The following is an 18,907-nucleotide window of genomic DNA, read 5'->3' on the forward strand; positions in this document are numbered from 1 at the left end:
AAATCTAGGCAGCATAAGGGTTTTTGAGCAAATTCGCGATAGATTAGAGCGCGAATTTCCTTTGAATCACTTACACCATCTAAGCCTTTCCCCATCTGCATTCTTCAAAAGTTTTTGCGAAGTCCTGGCCCTGGAAATCGCCGATTGACAGAAGCCGCTTGATGTGTTATACCTAAAACGGAGTTGCCCCGCCTGAAACCAGGGGAGCTTAATCCACCCTTTAAAAATATCATCTCGCTTAGGGGCAGACCGGAAAAGATCGCTTTTCGCCATCCATGGGGGGAGGGATCAGGTGAACATGAGGGGACGGTTTATATGGGCGAAGCTGATTTTCATCGCTATGGTGATCGTGCCATTGAACAATCTGTGGGTGATGGACACCGGCGTGGTCGGACACGGCGTGAATTTCACGCGCGTCTCCCTCTTTATGAACACCATCTTCGTCATCTTCGTGTTGACCTTCCTGAACGTCCCTTTGAAGCGGTTTCTGCCCTCATTATCCGTGACGAAGGGGGAGATGTTGCTTCTATACGCCATGTTATGCGTCTCATCCGGTATAGCCGGGTTTGATATAATCCAGAGGCTCTATCCGTTGTTGGGTCACGCCTTTTATTTCGCCACGCCGGAGAACGAGTGGGCGGAGCTCATCCATCCCTATGTCCCCAAATGGCTTGTGGTCACCGATAGATCGGTCTTAGATGGATATTACAAAAGGGGATTTTTCTACAGAACCCTTTACAGGGAGGAGTACATAAGGGCATGGCTCGTTCCCTCTATAGCATGGTCGAGTGTGGTCATAGCGGTCGTTCTATGCATGCTTTGCATGAACCTGTTGATCCGCCGGCAGTGGACGGAACACGAGAGGCTCGCATATCCTTTAGCTCAAATTCCGATGGAGATAATAGATGGGGAGATCAACCTCTTCAGATCGAAGCTGTTATGGATAGGCTTCGCCGTATCGGGGGGTAGAGATCTGATAAACGGCCTCCATTACCTGTTTCCGATCATCCCGACCATACTGTACGGACGGTTCATGTTGAGTCAATACTTCACGACCAAACCGTGGAACGCCCTGGGATGGGTTCCGATCGAGTTCCATCCCTTTGCGATAGGTCTGGCCTATTTCATGCCCCTGGACATGGCCTTTTCCACATGGTTTTTCTACTGGTTCTGGCGCTTTGAGAGGGTGTTCGGAAGCGTCATAGGCGTGAAGGCCCTACGAGGATTCCCGTTCGTATGGCAGCAGTCCATAGGGGTTTGCCTCGCGATATTGCTCTTCGTCCTGTGGATGTACCGGTTTCAGGCGTTGAGAATCCTAAAAAGCCTCCTGGGATATCCCGACAAGGATCGGGATGAACTAAGAACGTGCAGATGGGCGATCCTGGGCTTCCTGCTCAGCTTCGGGTATCTCGTGGGATTCTGCTATTTTGCCGGGATGAAGGTGTGGGTCGCCTCGGCCTTTTTCCTCATCCTCCTCTCATTCTCGCTCGTCGTGACCCGCATCAGGGCGGAGATCGGATATCCGATGCACGATCTGGCCTTCCGGCCTGAGGATATCATGGTGACGGTTGTGGGAACGAGGCCGATCGGACCGGAAAATCTGACGATGTTCGGCTATCTGCATTTTCTCTCCTATGCCCACAGAAGCAACCCTCAACCCCATCAGCTCGAGGCGTTTAAGATAGCTGAGAGGGCGAAGCTCAAGATGGATAGACTTCTGATCCTGGGGATAATCCTGGCGATCGTCGTCGGCTCGCTCTCCGCCTGCTGGGCCTATCTGCATACCGCATATAGGTTCTGGGGGAGCACGTGGGACGGATGGCCCAATTTCAACAAGATCCAGAGATGGCTCAGCTACTCGCGCGGACCGAACGTGAGATCCATGATCTGGATGGGATTCGGCCTCCTCATGGGATTCTTCCTGATCACGATGCGTCGTCTCTTCATCTGGTGGCCCTTTCACGCAGCGGGATACGTGGTGGGCGGAACGTGGTCGCTGAACCTGCTCTGGTTCTCGATATTCATAAGCTGGTTGATCAAGTGGGTGATACTGAAATTCGGCGGACTGAGGATGCATCGAAAGGCAAGCGACTTCTTCATCGGCCTGGTTCTGGGACAGTTCGTCATGGCAAGCTTCTGGGGCCTTCTGGGAAGCATCATGGGGAGATATATGTATAGGTTCATCTGAGACTGGCAGCCCAGCGTCTCAGCTCCAGCTCCAATTTTTCGGCCACATCCCTGTGCTCCTCTATGACGTTATTCTGATCGTAATGGTCATCGGGACGATGATACAGTTCCGGCGGCCTGCTCCCATCTATGGGCAGTATGAACCTCCATTCCTGATCCTGCATGCTCCACTGTTGCCTGTAATGGCCTGAAAAGGCGTAATCCCTTACCTGTTCGATCTCACCCTTCATCAGGCCGAGCAGGCTAAATCCGTGCATGTTCACCTCTCTGCGGGCAACGGGCATATCCTGGGGGAAGGTCCCCGTCGAGCTAGGAGCCCTGAAGACGAGCGGCAGCGGAGTAGGTATCCCGGCCAGATCCAATATGGTGGGCATCATATCCACGGGCTGAACCAGCGCATCCACGACCTCGCCGTGTCCGAACTCCGGATGGCGGATGACCCAGGGTATCCGCACCAGCTCCTCGTAATTCCACGGCCTAGCCTTGCGAACTATCCCGTGCTCGCCGAACGGCTCCCCGTGGTCTGAGGTCCAGACTATGAGGGAGTTATCGTATAAGCCCAGATCCCGTATCGCATCGAGCAGCACACCTATCCACTTGTCGACGAAGCTCACCTCACCTGCATAGAGGGATCTAACCCGATTCAGCTCCTCCTGACTCAGATACCCCTCAACCGGGCCGGGCACGGGATCTATGAGATCCTTACCGGTATAGCCGGGCTCCTTGTACATCGATCTGAACGGCTCGGGCGGATCCCAGGGCTCATGCGGATCGAAACTGTCAACCCATAGGAACAGCTTGTCCTTACGTCCTCGATCCTTAACCTGATGCTCAAGCCACCTGATCGCCTCCTTCACCACACGTGGCGTGAACCAGTCCTCCTCGGACTTGAAGGTCGATCTGTTGCGGAGATACTGTTCGAATCGGGGTTTCCACAGATCATCGCTTTTATCGCCTCGGAGCTTATGCCATCTGGAGAGATCGACGGGTATATCCGGATCGACTATCCAGGGGTCATACTCCTGTCCGCGGACGAAGACCGTCGTATCGAAACCCCGGCCGCAGTTGTAGATGGGTTTATGCATGTGATAGGTATCGGTGATAAGCGCCGAGGTATATCCCTTATCCCAGAGCACCTCCGCCAGCAGGTAATCGGAGTGCTCGAATTGCTGCCATCCCCGAAACGGGAATTGGGTCCTTCCCGTCCACAGGTTGGTTCTGTTAGGGATGGTGGGCAGGCTCTCGCTGTATGCGTGTGCGAACAGCGTCCCCTCCTTCGCCAATCGATCGAAGTTGGGCGTTTCGACCTTTCTGCCGGCGTAGGAGCAAACCTCAATCCCTCCCACGCCGTCGTATGCCCCGCAGTGATCTGCGCGTAAGCTATCGGTGAGAATAACTATTACGTTCATTTTCCCCTCCTTTTCGATGGAATATTACTCACGGATGCATGTCTCTCGACTCATGGTAAGGTCAGGCTGCCCAGGATGACAGTCATCGAAGCGCCGGTGGCTGATGGCAGATTACCGGCAAGCCCCATAACGGTCCGATGTGCCAGGACGGCGAAGGCTATGGCTTCTTTACCATCGGCCGGAATTCCGATCTCATCGCTGCGCCGCAGGTCTGCCGGTTTCAATCGTTCCCATAGCATCGCCATCAGAGTCGGATTGTTCGCTCCGCCGCCGCTGAGGATGATTTCGTCCACCTGCCCGACCTTTGACGTTACGAATCGCCGGACGGCATCGGCGATGCTTTCCGCGGTCCAGGCCGCCAACGTGGCAATGACATCACAGGGCGCCATATCCCGGTGTTCCGCACGAGATAACACCTCCTGCAGGAACGCCGCGCCGAACATCTCACGCCCCGTTGACTTCGGCGGAGGCTGTCGCAGGAAGGGATGAGACATGAGCCAGTCCAGCAAGTGCCGATCAACTCTGCCTTGCTTCGCCCATGTGCCATCCCTGTCGAAAGCTTGTGTCCCACCGGAAAAGTGCCTCACAGCGCCGTCTATGAGCATGTTGCCCGGACCCGTGTCAAAGGCGAATACCTCCTCCAAGGTCGCCTTTGCGGGCAGCACCGTTATGTTAGCGATGCCTCCGATGTTAAGGGCGAGGCGGCTTTTACGGGCATGACGCAAAAACAACCAGTCCACCAGCGGCACCAAAGGCGCTCCCTGTCCGCCCGCCGCTATGTCCTTTCCCCGGAAGTGGCTCACTACAGGCACTCCCGTTCGGTATGCGATGACCCCAGGTTCACCGATCTGCAACGTACCTCCCCCTGACGGCAGGTGACGGACGGTTTGACCATGGCTGCCGATGAGGTGTACCTGTCTCATGGACAACCCGGCGATCTCGATCACCTGCATAGCCGCTTCGGCGAACTTCTCCCCCAGTGCGAAGTTAAGTTGGCAGAGCATCCCCACATCACCATCGTGTGAAACCCGCAACACCGCCTCTCGAATCTCATCGGGATAGGGCAGAGTCAGGAACGCTATGGCCTCCACCCGTTCCGGCTCGCCCCCGATGATGTTCACCAGAGCGGCGTCCACGCCATCGGCGGAGGTGCCGGAGATCAAGCCGATGACTAACCGTTCATCTCCACTCGCATAATCCGACAACCAACGCCATCCATCCGGAAGCATCGCCTTTCACCCCAGCGATGCGTGATAGATGTGTGCTCGGCCGCCCGTCGCAGCGCCAACGGAGGGGGTCGGGTGCAGCGGAGGTTAGACGGTGTTGTCATCCGTCCAAACGACTCGCTCTATTCTTGAATCTGAAGCCACTGACCGATTCCAGCGGAAGCGAAATGTACTGGCTGTTTGGAAACCTAACTCCCGGACTACTTCATAAGGCACCTTCAGGACCGTAAGCACCTCAAACGAGGAGTTTAAGAACACGAGCACCAAGAAATCAAATCGATCCGTAATATTGCGAATATCAAAAGAGGTATTCTGATGTAGGTTCTTTACAAGACGCGACTTGATTTGATAAATATGACCTGCATTGCCTCAAGCGTCTATTGCCTTCTCAACGCCTGAGGCTGCAAGTTGCAATCTCAGCACTTTGGCGGCTACCCACTCAGCATAGTCGGCCTGAAGCGTTCAATCCGAACGAAGGATTCCAAGCTGCTTTAAGCCATCTCGCGCTGCCAAATAGCAACGAATGAAGTACTTTCCAATAGTGAAGATCTGTTGTGCTTCCTCGGTGTTTAGCTGGAGATGTTTCATTGTTAGACCTTATCCGTACTCCACGTCATTGCGACTGCTTAACGATAAGTGTCAGCGGCTGGCGAGCCGAGCGTAGCGAGGCGAAGCCAATCCGCTGCACACAGGGTTGGGCAACTATATTGCACACTCTCATTGCCCCGAAGCGCAAAGCCTTATCAGAATTGCGTCGCCTCGCATGGAACTATTCACTGTCACACCACACGGGCCATTTCTCTTGCAACCATTTAGATTGCACCCACTCTTGTTTGGCAGGCACAAGCCTTCCACTATTGTGAGGAAGGCGTTGAATATTTCCGCAGACTGCGAGTGCTTTCTTCAGATCACTTGTATCAATCGCCTTTTTTAGAGTAAGAAGTTGTCTCGTAATATCACCCCATCTGCTTCCACCATATGAAGACAGCCAGCGGTAATTCAGAAATATATCAAGCACTTCCTGTGGGGCTAGTCCTGAAAGCTCTCGGTATATCGCAATGATAGCATTGGTGTCATTTATAGTCACAGCCTGGAACGGAACAGAGGATTTTAACCTCTTTCTGTTCTTCTGACATTTCCTCGCAGCGCCAAAATATGGAGAAGTTTCATCAATCAAACATTTAGCTTCAGAGTCTGTTGGAGGGCCTATATGCCGTATCTCCCTATAAATCGCGTGTGTCAGATTACGAAAATAACACCAGACATATTCCCATTGTTCATTTTCTTCCATAGTCTCACTTCCTTGGCAAATGAAACTCCCCGCCGCAAGCGATGGGGCATCCTGCGTGATTTTCGTGACACATGCTGGCTTATTGCCTAACGGCTTGCGCGTCAGCCGCCGTTATAGAGCACAACGGAACAGTTGTCGGCTGCACGCGCTTGTTATGATGCGGCACGACTTTCGTCCACATCATCTGCTCTCTTGGTCATCCCTCTCAACAGGATATAGGAATTTAAGAATCTCTCTTACATCGAACAGGCTTGCTCGGGCAGCCTGTTTAAAGGCGTCAACTCTTGAATGGCTGACGCGACCTCTTGCAAAGGAGATCGAAATAGTTTCACCGTCGCCCATGAGCCTCCCATCACTGGTAATGTTCCTTGACAGGTCCTCAATCGGCTTGATCTCATGTTCTTCCCCAGTATGATAGAGTAGAGATTCAGGACGGTTAGTCTGAATATTAGCGTGGATCACATCATTCCGTCGGATATTCACAGATTTGGCTTTCGCAACCAAAGATTTCGAGAGAACTCCGATCTTGCCGCATTTATCAATAATCGGACCCAGCGTGGATGAGGTAGACTGATCCCTCCTATAAAGCTCGTACTTGAGAGCGAGCTCGAGCACGGTGGCGCATAGGAGAATACAAGCCCGAAACTGCCCGTACACGTAGCACCAAGCAGCCTCTTCCCAAGTTTGTGAGATTGAGATTTCAAGAGCCATCTTGATGTATTCGTCCTCAGTGTCTGCCTGTTGAACGAAATGTGGACGATAAGCAAGCTCAGTGCCCCCAACACCTAGACCTCCGACTTCATTCAGGCGCATGGACCATTCAGAACTATGATACTCAGCTATTTTCATTAACCTTTCCCGCAAGTCAGGCATTATGATGTCTTCACCTCTTTTAGCGTTTCGTCCGTCTGTAATCCTTTCAAATGCTTGCCTAATGATAAGCGTCAATAGCTAGTTCCCTTACAGCATCACTTGCCATTATACCCGGAAATGCCCTCCCTGAACAGAAGAAGTTGGTGCATTCCTTCCGTGTATTTCACAACCTGTCGCTCCGCAAGTATTCGCGTGATGCTGTTCTCCTTACCCAAGACTCGCGCTAGGGCTGCTAAGTTAAGCAAGTTGAGAAGACGAGCCGTAATTGGGCGCTTCGCGTCCCAGAAGATAAAAGCCGACAGAAATTCTCTGGCGGGCTCGGATGTAACAAGCTCATGGAGTGTGCGACATTCCTCTTCAGATTGGCACGGGAAAAAGTAACACGTATCGTCGAGAACCACTGGACGCCCCTGAAAAGGCGGTACTTGAACAAAATCGAGTTTCTTATATAACCCTGAGATAGCAACTTTCCACGGGGCAAAGGAATATGGCCCGATCCCAAAGATTGAGAAGCGGGGACGGTTCTTGTATATGGAACTTCTCCTTTTGTCCAGAAGATGCGCATGGGCTACAAGATAATTCCATGTCTTGGGAGCGTCAGTTTGCAGGTGGCTTGTATCTTCCTCCATTGTCCTCTGTGGAACAAGCAGCCATCGCCGGGGAGCTCTATGCGCCACAAGATCGGAGCTTTTTAGCAGAGGGAAAAGCACATCAGGTTCAACATCAACATATTCTCCAAGACCATTAACCAGTTTGTCGTTGTCCAAGCGCAATTCAAATACCTTGCTGGCATCGTGCTTTATTCCCGACCGCCAGCCTCTCAATCCACTCCCCGCTAGGTTTTTCCATTTCTCGTACAAGCGGACATTGGCCACAAGGATTCCATCCCGCAAACCAAATACATCGGTAGGTAGCTCTGCGTGAAGAGAGGCATAAACTTGACACTCTCTATTTTGGCCTGCTGGTTGGGCCCTAATTATGAGAAGACATGCATCAACTGCAGCGCCGAAATATTTTTGTGCGTCCAGATAGTAAAGGGAAGCTGATGCAATTGTTAACTCCTTTTGCCAAGCGTAAACAAGGACTTTCCGAGCTACTGTCGTCTTGCATAGCATGGCGAGCAGGCCATCCCTACCATTAAGCCATTCAATATTCCTTCTCAACATCCACTCGGAAATGTCGAAATTGCTTTTGCCGGTGAGAGCATCAATACCGCGAAGGTTGTCGAGGTTCGATTTTGTCGGAACGTTCTTACTACCTAGAGCGCTTAATTCCGCATTCGTCACCCACGGCGGATTGCCTATAACAAGAATAGGTTCGGGTAGTTTTTCAACTACCCTCGACCAGTCGGTAAGGAAAAAATCAGACTGATGAATTTCGATATATGTGTGTGATGGTACAACCGATGCAACTGCATTGCGCGCTCTCTCTACGTACTTCGGATTAATCTCAAAGCCCAGAACATACAGCGAATCTGGAAACGTCTCTAAGCTGGCTCGAAGAAATGAGCCAGTTCCGCATGTCGGCTCAAGAATAGAAGCGGGGCGAAACCCGGTCTGTGCAATGAGTACGCATACCTCTCGGGCTAGGTTAAGGGGGGTCTGAAAATCTCCAAATTCAACTTTGCGCCGTCTCTGATCACTCATTGTTATTTCAACCTTTCAATCCCTGTGACTGAACCGGCTATCTCGATCACTCGACGGTATTGAAGCCTCCATTGAAGGGCGTTCGAGACTGTAAGATACCCAACCTCTGGGGGATTAACGAGAATCTCATCAGCGAGCGCTGACGCTCCGATCTCGTCTACTGGAAGCCTTCGTTCTTCGAGGAAAGCCAAGATGTCATCTTTGTTGCCTTGATTTTCGAGGATTCGGCGAAGACCCGTTGTTGTCTGAAAATCTGCTGTCCGATCCTTGTCGACAAAGATTATGTGCAGAATGTTGAGATTTCCAGTGGATGTTTCGGGATCATCCGTTTTTTCATACACAAAGACAAGCGGAGAATATCCAAGACCATATATCTTCTGGCGTGCCGATTTGAAAGGGCATGATGATTGAGGCTGTTTTATGCTTGTGACTTTCATATCGACTTCAAGTTCGGGAAAGTCTATACCGCTTGCAGAGCTTCCTTCCTCAAATTCATACCTTTCGCGGAGATAGAGGCGGAACTTATGCTCGAAGTAAGTGCCAATAGCTTTCCCATCAGTGACGCCATATAATGAGGGCTCCTGATGTGCCGACTCGATTTCGGCGAATCTTCGCGCCTCAGCCTTAAGCTTCCCCAGTGTCAATTTGGGCTTCATTATGTCTAGCCTCCATGTCGCTATCCAACGGACGTGAGATAAGCAAACCCCTGCCTTGCGGAAGGACGCACAAAATGTGAACTTCCGCAACCAATAGGTGAAGCGGAGCGAAGTCCTGCCAAACCAAGTGGAGCAGGATTCCCGCCTCATTAAGTTGTTCGAGCAACTACCCGAACTTGTGATTATCCAGAATTTCTGGTTAAGCTTAACCTTAAGATGATTATACGTGATTTTTGAAAAAACTGTCAAGAGCAAAAAGCGAACTTAGGAATTATTACTGAAGCATTGCATCATCTGAACTGAGAAAGTCTATCTCTCATTGTGCTAGATCGTCACCTCCCTATGCCTTGCGGCATGACATTGAAGGTTGACCGCCACGGGCAAACTCGCTATATGACACGGAAAGGTCTCGACGTGAACGGCGAGGGCGGTTATCCTGCCGCCGAGCCCCTGTGGACCTATTCCGAGCGAATTCACCCCTTCAAGCAGCTCCCTTTCGAGCTTTGCGATGTGCGGCGATCGGTTCGGCGAGCCCACCTCTCTCATAATGGCTTTTTTAGCCAGCAGGGCCGCCTTTTCAAAGGTTCCTCCTATCCCCACCCCGACGATGATCGGCGGACACGGATTGGCGCCGGCGCGATCCACCGTTTCAATCACGAACCTCTTTATCCCCTCAACTCCATCGGCCGGGGTGAGCATCCTTAGAGCGCTCATGTTCTCGCTGCCCCCTCCCTTCGGGGCAAGCAGGATCTTAAGCCTGTCTCCCTCCACCACGCGATAATGTATCACAGCGGGGGTGTTATCGCGCGTGTTGACCCTGTCTATGGGATCGCGGACGACGGATTTCCTCAAGTACCCCTCCGAATAGCCTTTTCTGACGCCCTCGTTTATCGCCTCCTCCAGGCTTCCTCCCTCGACCCTGACGTCCTGGCCCATCTCGATGAAGAGCACGGCCAACCCACAGTCCTGACAGATAGGCACACGTTCCCGGCGAGCTATCTCGGCGTTTTCGAGTATCTGTTGAATTATCTCCCTTCCGAGCTCCGATTCCTCCTCCTGTAATGCCCTTCTAAGGGCACGGCTCACATCCTCTGGAAGGTCGAAGTTAGCCTCCTGACATAGCTTTGCGACCGCCTCGGTGATCTGGGAGACGTGTATGACCTTCATACGTTCACCTCTTTAAGAGCAAAGGGTCTTTCGCCACCACCTAAAGGGCGAAAGATCTTTCGCCCCTACCTTCGGACGACCTCCCCGTGAAGGGCATCCTTGATGATACAGTTTGCCATTTGAACCTCACCCAAAGCCCTTATCCCGTACCAGTCCCATTTGGCCGGGTTTCTCGGCGGATAGAAGAAATCCCTGACGTTAGCGCCGGAGGTGAACAGAATTGGCCTGGAGCCAGTCCCCTCCGCTACGAGCTTCCCCTCAACTATTAGCTCGCATCTTCTGGGATCGATCCCGCCGCCGAAACGATCCACGGGGGAGAACCTGACCTTAACGCCGGGATCTATAGTCAATTGGCTTCCCTTGGGCACGATGAGATCACCGATTAGATAGACGTCCCTTTTCCATCTATGCTTTCCCTCTAGCCTGATCGCCTTATCCTTCGGATGGCTCAACTCGGATGATACCGCCTCGCTCCAGGCGTATTCTGTGTTCAGATCCCATCGGTTGATCCTTTTTCTCCATGCTTTAGCCGACTTGCAGGCGTGCCACCACCAGAGCCAGATCCCGTCGGGAGGTTTCACAGGGATTTTAAACCTACCTCTCATGAACCATCCCCCCAGAAAGGCCAGCCTTATTTGTTGATGCATCTGCAGGTTTGTCGGGGATTGATATGCCTGAAGCGCGACATGGATCTTCGCCCTTTCGTTCTTCGCCCGTGCTAGATGTGATCTCATCCTCCAGATGGCAAGCGGGATCCTGTCATACCTGGACATATCCCGCGGCCTTCCGGCCGCCCAGATGTAGGCGTCGGGACTGATTATGACGACATCGGCATCCTTCACGAAGGGGATGACCCTTTCGGGCGGGTTGGAGGGCGAGATGTCCACGTAGATATCATGCCTACGCCATCCTCGTTCCTCCTCCACCTTTCTGATCCTCCTTATAAGCTCCTCATATAAAGCAGGTCTGTACCTCTTTCCAGGGCTGTTGGGTTCCTCGGCCACATACCATCCGGCTATCCCGCCCGGGTAGGACTCCGACTCAAATCGACAGATCTCATCCACGAACCTCTCAAGCTCATCCCACCACCGCCTCAGGGCGAACATGGCGTACATCTCACCGATTATGACCTTTCCCCTGCCTTCTGTCTGACTTTTGACCTCACTCAGATAATACTCCCAGAAGAACAACCTCCATCCCAACCTGGAGCCGAGCCTCCTTTTAAACATATCCAGCTTCTCTCCCTCGACGGGATTTCTGGAGATCCATCCCAGAAGCCCGCCCCAGAACCGATTTCCATCCCTATCCCTGGCATACTCGTCCTGAAAGTAATGATGGAAGAGAATTATCCCTGCCTTATAGACCTCGGAGATATCATCCCTGACCCCCCTATATCCCATCGCCTCGTCCAGGGCGAAGTAGACGTTGAACATCCCCGCTGCTGGATTTGAGGAGTAGGCAAAGGGAATCAGGGCGAAGAAAACGAACGGCAGAATGATGTTCTGAAGTCTGTTCATCCTTTCTCTTCAAAGAGGTTCCCTAACTTATCCTTCAAAGCGGGAATATCTCTTTCAACTGTATCCCAGACGGCGTCTAAATCTACGCCAAAATAATCGTGTATCAGTTTATCCCTCATTCCTGCTATATCTCTCCAAGGGATTTCGGGATTTGCTTCCCTGATATCCCGGGATAACCTCTTCGTAGCCTCGCCTATTATTTCGATCTGTCTTATCACACCGTCTTGTATAAGATGATTGCTCATAAAGCGCTCATAGGTTATGTCCTGAGTATACTCCTCTATCCTGGATATAGCATCTAAAATGTGCCTTAAATATACGAAATCATCTTTCTTCACCCGTAAATTACCTCCATTTCCCTCTTTATCATATCAATCAAATATGGGCTTATGGATTTTTCCGTCAACAGATCCACTCTTATTCCAAGGATCTCAGATAGTTCCCTTTCTATCCTTACAAGTTCGAGAAGACTCTTTCTATCTGAGAATTCCACTATAATATCGATATCGCTTCCTGGCTTCTCATCTCCTCTTGCGTAGGAACCGAAGACGGCTATCCGCTTTGCCCCCTCATTTTTGAGCATCTGAGAGATCTTCTCGAAGATCTCCCTCTTATTCATCTTCATCGTTTCCACCTCTTACAATCGTCCTCTATCGGAGAACAGCTCATCAGACCAGCGTAAGGGCTAGGTGTGCGCGTGAACATCTAACCCGAATCATATCCCCAACAGTCTCTTGGCGTTCAGGCCCAGTATCTTGTCCTTATCGGCCTCGGGGATATGTAGGATCTCTATCTTTCTGATCTCAGGGGCCGGATGAATTCCGGGGCCATCCGTGCCGAAGATTATTCTATCGGCGCCGATCCTCTTTACAGCCTCCTCGATCTTAGCGAACAGAAGGACGGAGCTGGTCTCCAGATAAACGTTCTGATATCTCTCGGCATGCTCAATACATCTATCCATCCAGGTGACGTTCCAAAGCCCTCCCATGTGTGCCATCACGATCGGGAAGGTGTAGCCGGCCTCAGCCACCTTGAAGACCTTCTCCGCATTTTGAGAGAAGGCGTCGAAGATGATCGGGAACTGGCGTTCTTCGGCGATATCGAGCACCTTTTTCAGGTTCGGCGAGTCGGGATCGATGTTCTCAAGGCCGTGATGGATCTTCAACCCCTTGAAACCCAGCTCATCGATGCAGTATTCGACGATATCGGGTGCGTCCGGGGTATCGCCGACCCTGCCGAAGCCGATCAGCCTCCCGGGGTATCTGTCAACATATCCCTTAATCTCATCGCATGCCGCCTTGAAATCCCGATATTTGACGGGGAAGACGACCGATTTCCACACCCCTCCCTCATCCATAACCCTGATGAGCATATCGGGGTATAGGTCCCTCTGAAGCGGTCCGGCGTCGGGATCGCCTTTGCCGAGATGGTTGTGGAAATCTATTATCAGCCTTGACATGTCACACCTCCTCAAGCATATATCCCACGCCTCTCACCGTCCTGATGACCGGGTTTTCGACGTCGAGCTTCGATCTCACCCTGCCTACATGGACGTCCACCGTCCTGGTTCCACCGTAGTAATCGTAGCCCCAAATCTCACTCAGCAGAAATTCCCTCGTGAAAACCCGGCCGGGGTGAGTGGCGAGGAACTTCAAAAGCTCATACTCCTTGAGGGTTAAAACCACCTGCCTGCCTTTGGCCCAAACCTCGTATCTGGAAGGGATTATCTCTATATCGCCGATCCGGATGATCTCCTCCTCTTCCTTTTCATTCCCCTTCAAGGCCAGATACATTCGCCATTCGACCTCAGTTGAGTTACAGGAAGGAGATGAATCGGGGTTGAAGAGGATGAAGTCATCCACGTTCAACCCTTCCAGCTTCGAGATCTCCTTCTCGGAAGTCAGGGCGATCACGGTGACCCTGGATCGAATGAGCCTCTCCGTTATCCTGTTCCAGAGATCCGGCTGAGTCAGATTTGATATCTCGATCAGGACGGCGTTAACCCGATACCTCTCGGCCGATTCGGCCACACCGCTCGGCCCGTCCGTCGGTGAGGTTCTCACGACGGCATGCCCCTCCCTCTGGAGGGAGGTGGCGAGGTAAGAGGCCAGAGGCTGTGATGCGCTTATGAGAACCCTCAGTCTTTTCGGTATCATCTCATATCCCACAGTGAAAGCTGTTGGATCCCCTGATCGAGGAGCTCATACCCTTCCTTTACTGATCGTCTCAATCTTTCGACCAATCCCGTATACCTCCTGGCTACCTTGTTGTTCCTTATCGCCATCCTCATCGCCCGTTTGGACCCAACTATCACGACCAGCTCCTTAGCCCTCGTCACGGCCGTGTAGAGCAGATTTCTCTGCAACATCATGTAATGTTGCATCAACAGGGGCATCACCACCGCCCTGTATTCGCTGCCCTGTGATTTATGCGTCGTTATGGCATACGCCAGAACCAGCTCCGAGAGATCCGCCATGTCATAATCCACCGGTTTCTCCGGATACGTTACCCTGACCCTCTGATTGACGAGGTCCACCTTGGCGATCCGGCCTATATCCCCGTTGAACACCTCATATTCGTAGTTATTCCTCACCTGCATCACCTTATCCCCGAGTTTGAAGTTTCTCCCCGCCCGGGGAATCGCATCGCCTGATGGATTCAGGGTTTTCTGGAGCATATCGTTGAACCTGTCCACCCCACACAATCCCCTTCTCATCGGGGCCAGGAGCTGGATATCGTCTATCGGGTCGTATCCGTAATAATCGGGCAGCCTACGACAGCAGAGGTCCACCACTAGGTCGGCGGCCTTTTCGGGATCTTCCTCCTCGATGAAGAAGAAGTCCCTATCTTTAGGCCCCTTCAGCAGGGGCATCTCGCCTCGATTTATCCTGTGGGCGTTCATGACGATCATGCTCTGCTGCGCCTGTCGGAAGATCTGGGTCAGTCTGACGGTCGGCACGACCTCCGAATCTATCAGATCCCTCAGCACGTTTCCCGCTCCGACGGCCGGGAGCTGGTCGACATCTCCCACCATGATCAGCTTCGACTCCGGCCGGATCGCTTTAAGCAGGTTGTTCATCAGGATCAGATCCACCATGGACATCTCGTCCACGATCACCACATCGCCCTCGAGGGGGTTATGCTGATCCCGTTTGAATCCCCCATCGGGTGAGAATTCGAGAAGCCTGTGTATGGTTTTCGCCTCGCGCCCCGTCACCTCGCTCAGCCTCTTCGCTGCCCGGCCGGTTGGTGCGGCGAGGAGCACCTTAAGGCCGGCCTCCTCAAACAGCTCTATCATGCCGATGGTCGTTGTGGTTTTACCCGTTCCGGGGCCGCCCGTCAGGATAAGCGCCTTTTCGCTCAACGCCCGTCGTATCGCCTCCCTCTGATTTTCGGCGAATTTAACCCCCAAACGTCGCTCAATCTTGCCTATCGCCCTTTCAGCCGCCGCCTCACTCAGGGAGAATCCGGGGGTTTTCAAGAGCCTCGCCAATCTGTTGGCAACCCCCACCTCTGAGTGATAAAACGGGGCGAGATATACGGATTCACCCTCGACGAAAACCTGCTCCCTGGACGCGAGTTCCCCAACGGCCTGTTTTACCTTCTCCTCGTCCACCTCCAGTATCTCCATGCTCCACCGTACCAGTTCCTCCATCGGCAGGAAAGCATGACCGTCATCCGCTCTCTGACTCAGCACATACTGAACGCCGGCCATCACGCGCGAGATGGAGTCCTTCGCCATCCCGACCGATTGCGCGATCTTATCGGCCGTCTTGAACCCTATCCCGTAGATGTCATCGGCGAGTCTGTAGGGATCCTCCCTAACGACCTTTATCGCCTCATCCCCATAAGTCTTGTATATCTTGACGGCAAACGTCGTGCTCACCTCGTGCGACTGGAGGAAGAGCATGATGTTTTTGATCTCCTTTTGCTCCTCCCATGCCTTTTTGATCCGCTCAACCCTCTTGGGTCCGATGCCCGGAACCTCGAAGAGCCTCTCGGGGGTTTTCTCTATCACATCTATGGTCTCTAGGCCGAAGGCGTTGACTATGCGCGAGGCCATGATCGGGCCTATCCCTTTGATCAGTCCGGAGCCGAGATATTTCTTTATCCCAACGACCGTCGCCGGCATGGTGGTCTCGTAATCCATGATCTTGAACTGCCTGCCGTATTTCGGGTTGTTCACCCACCATCCCTTTAGGATCAAGCTCTCTCCGGGATAAGCCGACATCAGATTTCCCACAACGGTGATCTGCTCGAACGGGAAATCGGGTGAGCTGAACCGCGCTATCGTGTATCCGGTCTCCTCGTTGACGTATACTATCCTTTCAAGCGTTCCCTTAAGCACCTCCATCGCCGTTCACCTCAGGGATGGATCGAGTATGCGTATATCGGCTGAGCTTTTCTGCCTGTTTATCCATTCCGTCACGGCTCGCTGCGTTTTCTCCTTGCGTATGAGGAGTTTGATCTCAGATTTCACCTCATCGAAGCTTTTTTGTCTCGGCGGCTTTCTGTCGACGAGCTTCAGCACGAGGTATCCGGCGGGGGTTTCGATCGGATCGCTCACCTCCCCAACCTTGAGCTTTCTCACGGCCTCGGCGATATCGGACGGCAATTTATCGACAGGGGTGTAGACGGAGCTTCTGGTGAGGATCGCCTTCAGATCCTTTATCTCCTCACCTCGGCGCAGCTTATCGGCAACCTTGAGGGCGAGATCCCTCCCCTGCCCCTTTGGGATGATCGTCTGTTCGATCCTGACGCGCTCGGGATCGATAAACTTCTCCTTGTTCCGTCGATAATATTCGGCGGCTTCAGCGTCGGAGATCGGAGGGATAGAGCTTTCGAACTTTCTTCTGATCAGTTTGTAGATCATCACTCGCTGGCGGATCTCCTCCTCGATATCCCTCCTGGTCATACCTCTCCTTTCGAGCTCCTCGTTGAAGGCCCTTTCCGATACGAATCCGGAGATGATCTTGTTCATCTCGGCCTTTACCTCGGTTTCCAGGGCGAATATGCCATATCTCCGCGCCTCCTGCAGCAATAACTTCCGACCGATGAGGTTCTCAAGCGCTTTACGCCTCGCCTGGGGAAGACCCCATGATCCTCCCATGCTCTCCACCTCGTCCCTCAATGCCGTCAGCGTTATCGCCTCGCCGTTGACCGCCGCCACGACCCTCTCGATTATCTCCCCTCTCAGAGGCGATCCCACTATGAGGAGCATCAAAGTGATGACCAAAGCCCTCTTCATATCCCGCCCCTCACTCTCAGATAGGCGGTTTCAACGCCGGTGGATCCGCCGAGACGGAGATATCCGTTTAATCTTCCCTTCGACCGAATCGCCGCATGCCACGACCAATCTCCTCCTCTCTCTATCTTCACGCCGGCCCCGGCCTCCACATGGGCGGGCAGTCGATGGATGATCTCAGGCTGAACGTAGCCGTCGGATTTAGGTCCGGAGGCATAAAGGCGTCTGAATATGACGAGTTTAACCCTTAAACGCATCCTTCGAGTGATCTCGGAAGAGGTCCAAATATGAAAACTTCGGCTCGCATAATCGGGCGACGGATTTCCGCGCAGATATCTGTAGATGGAGAGACCGCCTGAGAGGTTCGAAAAAGGGCGGAGGCTCAGATAGACCCTGAGATACGATCTAGATCCGCCCGTCTGCTTATCCCGCACGACGGTCAGCCTTCCGGCGCCGTTCACTCCCACCCCTTTTATCCTACCCCTCCTGAAAATTCCGATCTTTATCCCTCTCTCCCCCCGATAGATCCTGCCCAGATCCGGATCGAAACTCAATCCATGACGCCATCCAAGCACCTCCACCCTCCCTCCTTTTCTGCTCAGGGAATACCTCGATTCAAACGCCATTCCGTTTCGATTCCCCCCGACCTCGACCTCCAGCCTGTTCTCCCTTCCGACGCCCATCCAGATTCCCAAACATCCCCTCTTGCCGCCATATCCCAGCGCGCCGAGGCCGACGGCATCATTTATCGGGAGGACGACGGCTCCTCCGAGTTGAGCTCCGTTTCCCGATGAGAAGGAGAAGAGGGATGCGAGGAGATGATGACGTTCCATGGAGAGGGCCAGCATATTCCTTCTTCTGCTTGCCGTCAGGTCGGGATCGATCTCAACTGAGCTCCCTGCCGAATATCCGGCCAGTTGGCCAGACCCGAAACGAACGCGATGGGATCCCATGCCGATCTTTACACATCCCAGACGCCACGTCAGATACCAACCCGATACCCTCCGTTCGTCCGGCCCGATATCGCCTCTCATCCCGAATCCCGCTCCCATGGCTCCTCCGTCGGTCAGGATCGTAAAATTCCGTCCGTTTCCCCTTAGCTCCATCCAGATGCTGGGCTTCAGCCTTGAGACCTTACAGAACGGGCTGATCATCGATATCTTCCTCTCGTCGAATCCCTCCAGGTTCAGAAGGTCGTTTAGCTCCCTCAGCCCTCCGGCACGACGCAGGGAAAGGATAGCAGCGGCGTCCTCATCGGATATGCCGGGGATCATCGATATCTCCTCCCGTGAGGCCGTGCTTAGATCCAGCGGATCCTCCATCATCTCCAATAGGTTCTCGGCGGTTCTGGCGTCCAGCAGGCCCTCCTCGACCAGATCGATCAGGTCCGATTCATCCTCGATTTCCACCCCGTAGGGTAGAATAACGGAGTAAGCCGCTGATAGGAGAAGGACGAGAACCATTTCACCACCGATCCCGATCATAGCAGGATATGGCAAAGCCGATAGGGGACACGGTGTGTGAGGAGCTTTAGCTTTCCCAATCCCCAGTTCCTCGTTAGATTTATTATACACAATAGATTGGGATGAATTCCAGTGAACCATGAAAAAACCCAGGGCTTTTCAACGCTTTGATAAGGGTAAAATCTCCCCTCCCGGCACCAAAGGCCGAAAAAGAATCAAATCTTTTC

16 protein-coding genes are annotated in these 18,907 nt (G+C 52.8%); 1 reads left to right on the plus strand and 15 read right to left on the minus strand.

Annotated elements, in window-relative coordinates; translation table 11 throughout:
• Nucleotides 1-292 precede the first annotated feature (292 nt).
• On the plus strand, nucleotides 293-2,188 hold the full coding sequence (locus J7M22_01810; GenBank protein ID MCD6505337.1) for a hypothetical protein: 1,896 nt from the start codon (nucleotides 293-295) through the stop codon (nucleotides 2,186-2,188).
• Here J7M22_01810 and J7M22_01815 read toward each other — a convergent pair.
• The 15 genes from J7M22_01815 to J7M22_01885 form a co-directional block, all read right to left on the minus strand.
• The gene (locus J7M22_01815) at nucleotides 2,181-3,596 is read right to left on the minus strand and encodes a sulfatase-like hydrolase/transferase (GenBank protein MCD6505338.1); all 1,416 of its coding nucleotides are present in this window, start codon (nucleotides 3,594-3,596) and stop codon (nucleotides 2,181-2,183) included. The genes J7M22_01810 and J7M22_01815 overlap by 8 nt on opposite strands.
• 50 nt (nucleotides 3,597-3,646) lie before the next feature.
• Complete coding sequence (locus J7M22_01820) at nucleotides 3,647-4,825, minus strand: anhydro-N-acetylmuramic acid kinase (protein MCD6505339.1); 1,179 nt, start codon at nucleotides 4,823-4,825, stop codon at nucleotides 3,647-3,649.
• 766 nt (nucleotides 4,826-5,591) lie between these two features.
• Nucleotides 5,592-6,113 carry a hypothetical protein gene (locus J7M22_01825; protein ID MCD6505340.1) on the minus strand — a complete coding sequence of 174 codons (522 nt, stop codon included), beginning with the start codon at nucleotides 6,111-6,113 and terminating at the stop codon, nucleotides 5,592-5,594.
• Between the two features lie 180 nt (nucleotides 6,114-6,293).
• Nucleotides 6,294-7,061, minus strand: a complete 768-nt coding sequence (locus J7M22_01830) for a hypothetical protein (protein MCD6505341.1) — start codon at nucleotides 7,059-7,061, stop codon at nucleotides 6,294-6,296.
• 20 nt (nucleotides 7,062-7,081) lie between these two features.
• The gene (locus tag J7M22_01835; GenBank protein MCD6505342.1) at nucleotides 7,082-8,632 is read right to left on the minus strand and encodes an SAM-dependent DNA methyltransferase; all 1,551 of its coding nucleotides are present in this window, start codon (nucleotides 8,630-8,632) and stop codon (nucleotides 7,082-7,084) included.
• A gap of 2 nt (nucleotides 8,633-8,634) precedes the next feature.
• Entirely contained in the window at nucleotides 8,635-9,288 is a 654-nt protein-coding gene (locus J7M22_01840) for a restriction endonuclease (protein MCD6505343.1), read from the minus strand.
• A gap of 324 nt (nucleotides 9,289-9,612) precedes the next feature.
• Entirely contained in the window at nucleotides 9,613-10,455 is an 843-nt protein-coding gene (locus J7M22_01845; GenBank protein MCD6505344.1) for a fumarate hydratase, read from the minus strand.
• 65 nt (nucleotides 10,456-10,520) lie between these two features.
• On the minus strand, nucleotides 10,521-11,972 hold the full coding sequence (locus J7M22_01850) for a hypothetical protein (protein MCD6505345.1): 1,452 nt from the start codon (nucleotides 11,970-11,972) through the stop codon (nucleotides 10,521-10,523).
• On the minus strand, nucleotides 11,969-12,310 hold the full coding sequence (locus tag J7M22_01855) for a DUF86 domain-containing protein (GenBank protein MCD6505346.1): 342 nt from the start codon (nucleotides 12,308-12,310) through the stop codon (nucleotides 11,969-11,971). Before J7M22_01855 ends, J7M22_01850 begins: the two co-directional genes overlap by 4 nt.
• Complete coding sequence (locus J7M22_01860; GenBank protein MCD6505347.1) at nucleotides 12,307-12,597, minus strand: nucleotidyltransferase family protein; 291 nt, start codon at nucleotides 12,595-12,597, stop codon at nucleotides 12,307-12,309. The genes J7M22_01855 and J7M22_01860 overlap by 4 nt, the downstream gene beginning before the upstream one ends.
• Before the next feature lie 90 nt (nucleotides 12,598-12,687).
• Nucleotides 12,688-13,431: an amidohydrolase gene (locus J7M22_01865; GenBank protein MCD6505348.1), complete on the minus strand. Its 744-nt coding sequence runs from the start codon at nucleotides 13,429-13,431 to the stop codon at nucleotides 12,688-12,690.
• 1 nt (nucleotide 13,432) lies between these two features.
• Nucleotides 13,433-13,765: a winged helix-turn-helix transcriptional regulator gene (locus tag J7M22_01870; protein ID MCD6505349.1), complete on the minus strand. Its 333-nt coding sequence runs from the start codon at nucleotides 13,763-13,765 to the stop codon at nucleotides 13,433-13,435.
• Between the two features lie 359 nt (nucleotides 13,766-14,124).
• A complete protein-coding gene (locus J7M22_01875; GenBank protein MCD6505350.1) occupies nucleotides 14,125-16,326 on the minus strand; it encodes an ATP-dependent RecD-like DNA helicase in 2,202 nt (733 codons plus the stop codon).
• Between the two features lie 6 nt (nucleotides 16,327-16,332).
• On the minus strand, nucleotides 16,333-17,220 hold the full coding sequence (locus J7M22_01880) for a peptidyl-prolyl cis-trans isomerase (protein MCD6505351.1): 888 nt from the start codon (nucleotides 17,218-17,220) through the stop codon (nucleotides 16,333-16,335).
• Nucleotides 17,217-18,680, minus strand: coding sequence for a helix-hairpin-helix domain-containing protein (locus tag J7M22_01885; GenBank protein ID MCD6505352.1), 1,464 nt, complete (start codon nucleotides 18,678-18,680; stop codon nucleotides 17,217-17,219). Before J7M22_01885 ends, J7M22_01880 begins: the two co-directional genes overlap by 4 nt.
• Nucleotides 18,681-18,907: the final 227 nt, after the last annotated feature.

The organism is Candidatus Poribacteria bacterium, assembly GCA_021162805.1.
Taxonomy (GTDB): domain Bacteria; phylum Poribacteria; class WGA-4E; order B28-G17; family B28-G17; genus JAGGXZ01.

Bases quoted from the DNA above. Each gene is read 5' to 3' on its own strand.
- J7M22_01865 (MCD6505348.1), bottom strand. From the start codon at position 13,431: ATGTCAAGGCTGATAATAGATTTCCACAACCATCTCGGCAAAGGCGAT.
- J7M22_01815 (MCD6505338.1), bottom strand. From the start codon at position 3,596: ATGAACGTAATAGTTATTCTCACCGATAGCTTACGCGCAGATCACTGC.
- J7M22_01885 (MCD6505352.1), bottom strand. From the start codon at position 18,680: ATGGTTCTCGTCCTTCTCCTATCAGCGGCTTACTCCGTTATTCTACCC.
- J7M22_01850 (MCD6505345.1), bottom strand. From the start codon at position 11,972: ATGAACAGACTTCAGAACATCATTCTGCCGTTCGTTTTCTTCGCCCTG.
- J7M22_01825 (MCD6505340.1), bottom strand. From the start codon at position 6,113: ATGGAAGAAAATGAACAATGGGAATATGTCTGGTGTTATTTTCGTAAT.
- J7M22_01845 (MCD6505344.1), bottom strand. From the start codon at position 10,455: ATGAAGGTCATACACGTCTCCCAGATCACCGAGGCGGTCGCAAAGCTA.
- J7M22_01860 (MCD6505347.1), bottom strand. From the start codon at position 12,597: ATGAAGATGAATAAGAGGGAGATCTTCGAGAAGATCTCTCAGATGCTC.
- J7M22_01870 (MCD6505349.1), bottom strand. From the start codon at position 13,765: ATGTATCTGGCCTTGAAGGGGAATGAAAAGGAAGAGGAGGAGATCATC.
- J7M22_01820 (MCD6505339.1), bottom strand. From the start codon at position 4,825: ATGCTTCCGGATGGATGGCGTTGGTTGTCGGATTATGCGAGTGGAGAT.
- J7M22_01875 (MCD6505350.1), bottom strand. From the start codon at position 16,326: ATGGAGGTGCTTAAGGGAACGCTTGAAAGGATAGTATACGTCAACGAG.
- J7M22_01835 (MCD6505342.1), bottom strand. From the start codon at position 8,632: ATGAGTGATCAGAGACGGCGCAAAGTTGAATTTGGAGATTTTCAGACC.
- J7M22_01840 (MCD6505343.1), bottom strand. From the start codon at position 9,288: ATGAAGCCCAAATTGACACTGGGGAAGCTTAAGGCTGAGGCGCGAAGA.
- J7M22_01880 (MCD6505351.1), bottom strand. From the start codon at position 17,220: ATGAAGAGGGCTTTGGTCATCACTTTGATGCTCCTCATAGTGGGATCG.